This window comes from Longimicrobium sp. (assembly GCF_036554565.1).
Classification (GTDB): Bacteria; Gemmatimonadota; Gemmatimonadetes; order Longimicrobiales; family Longimicrobiaceae; genus Longimicrobium.
Window position 1 is genome coordinate 1 of the sequence record NZ_DATBNB010000065.1, and the last position, 2,209, is coordinate 2,209.

Genomic DNA, 2,209 nt, shown 5'->3' on the forward strand with positions numbered 1-2,209 from the left:
CTGCGAAGCGGGGGAGGGGGCCGGGGGGAGGGGGCTGCCGCAGCATGCGAGGCACCCCATCGAACCCCGGGCGAAGTTCCCCTCTCTCCCGCGCAGTTTGCGGGGGAGAGGCCCGGAGAGGGGGCACCCGCAGCATGCCGCCAACCCCGTCGAACCCCCACCGAACTCTCCCCCTCTCCCGGCGCAGTTTGCCGGGGGAGGGGGCCGGGGGGAGGGGCCCCCACGGAGCCGCGTCCATCAATCCACCAGTTCGTACAGCGCGTACCGCCGGAACACGCGCGCGCTGTGGCGGGAGATGCGAACGGACTCATTGTCCGCCTGCATCAGCGCATGGATAACGGATCGATACCCCTTCTCGTGCGCCACACGCCGCACCTCATCCGTCAGAAACGTCCCCAAGCCCAGCCCGCGCGCCTCCGGTGCCGACGCGAGCGTCTTGAGAACGACGCGCGTCGGCCGTCCGCCCGGCTCGGCCGAGAGCACGTCCGGGAACGCGAACACGAACCCCAGCAGCCGCCCGTCCGCATCCTCCGCCAGGCGCACCATCTCCGGATCCAGCAGCGGGCGCAGCGGCAGGTAGCGCGCGCGGAACTCGTCGAATTCGATCGGCGAGTAGAACAGGTTTTCCGCGAACGCGGTGCGGCTCAACTCGAAGATCGCGCGCAGCTCGTCGTCGAACCGGTCCAGGTCCAGCGCGCGGATGGTCGCCCCGCGCGCCCTCACCCGCTCGGCCAATTCGTCGCGGCGCGGATCGGCGGCGGCGAGATCCTCGACGATCGCACTCTCGTACGTCGCGACCACCCGAAAGCCGGCCTCCTCGAAATCCGCCGGATAGTCGGGCGGGTTCCACGGCTCGGAAAGGAACGGCGGCTCGGCGTCACCCTCATCCTCCGTACGGGGCGGCAGCGCCAGACGGTAGCGCCCCCACGTGCTGCCATTGATGGGCCCCAGCGCATGAAACTGGTGCCCGACGCACACGCGGATCACGGCTTCGTCGAGCAACCACACGCCGGCCGAGCGATCCGTGCGCTCATAGTGGCCGATCAGCGCGCACGGGCCGGGAACCTCCCCCACATCCTGGCCGGTGCCGTACGACAGCCTTGCGACGGGAGCGCCCCCGCGGAACGCCACCAGGCAGCGCATGCCCACGGGCACCGGCTCGTCGGGCGTGGGATAGGCCACATCGTCGCGCACCGCGTGAAACGCCGCGATGCGCGGGTCGTCGGGCCCGAACTCTTCAACCGTCGGTTCCTCGGTTTTCATCCGTTCCTATCGACGTGCGGATGGGCTTCGCGGGACTCCTTGCGCCGAAGAGCAGGAGCACGGGAAGAAGGAAGAGGTCCGCCAGCATCGCGCCGACGATGGAAAGCGAGGCCACGATGCCGAAATAGGCGATGGATTGCGAGCTGCTCGTCGCCAGCACCGCGAACCCGATGGCGAGCACCATCGACGCGAAAACGACCGCGCGCCCCGTTTCGCGGTACGTGCGCCCGACCGCCTCCTCGCGCGAAAGCCCGGCCTGCCGCTCGGCCCGATATCGGAAGAGGAAGTGGATGGTGTCGTCCACGGCGATCCCCAGCACGATGGCGCCGATGGTGGCCGTGGCGATGTCCAGCGGAATGCCCGTCCATCCCATGATGCCGAAGACGAGCGCCACGGGAAACAGGTTGGTGGGCACCGCGGCCACGGTCAGCGGCAGCGAGCGCAGGAGGAGGCCGACCATCGCGAAGACGATGACGGTGGAAATCGCCAAACCCCAGATCGTGCCGCTGACGACGTAGTCCACGATGCGCAGGTACAGCGGCAGATAGCCCGATGCGCGCAGAGTGACCCCGTTCGGGAGCACGCGGTCGCCCTCCTGCTCCAGCGCGCGCACCGTCCCGGCGAACCCGCGCGTGCTGGTCATGGGCACGAAGGCCGTCACACGCGCCTCGCGCCCATCTGCCGACAGGTAGGGTCCACCGGGTTTCGCGCGAAGATCCGCCACACCGAAGGTCCGACCGACGTCGGGGCGCGCCTCCGCCCGGCGCTGCCACTGGGCGATGCCCTGGATCACCTGCGCGTTCAGAATGCCGCCCGGCGCGCGCACGACGAACTCCAGCGGCGTGTAGTTGCCGGCGTTCTGCTCGATCCAGCGGCTGTCCGTGCGCGCAACGTGGTCCGGCGGCAGCAGCTCGATCGTGTACGTATCCGCTCTCACCCCCGCGGC

General features: G+C 69.8%; 2 protein-coding genes. Both read right to left on the reverse strand.

The window, feature by feature from the left end; translation table 11 throughout:
* Positions 1–237: 237 nt before the first annotated feature.
* On the reverse strand, positions 238–1,263 hold the full coding sequence (locus VIB55_RS01775) for a GNAT family N-acetyltransferase (RefSeq protein WP_331874945.1): 1,026 nt from the start codon (positions 1,261–1,263) through the stop codon (positions 238–240).
* On the reverse strand, positions 1,238–2,209 hold a 972-nt coding region (locus VIB55_RS01780), incomplete at its 5' end, for an efflux RND transporter permease subunit (RefSeq protein ID WP_331874946.1). The genes VIB55_RS01780 and VIB55_RS01775, both read right to left, overlap by 26 nt.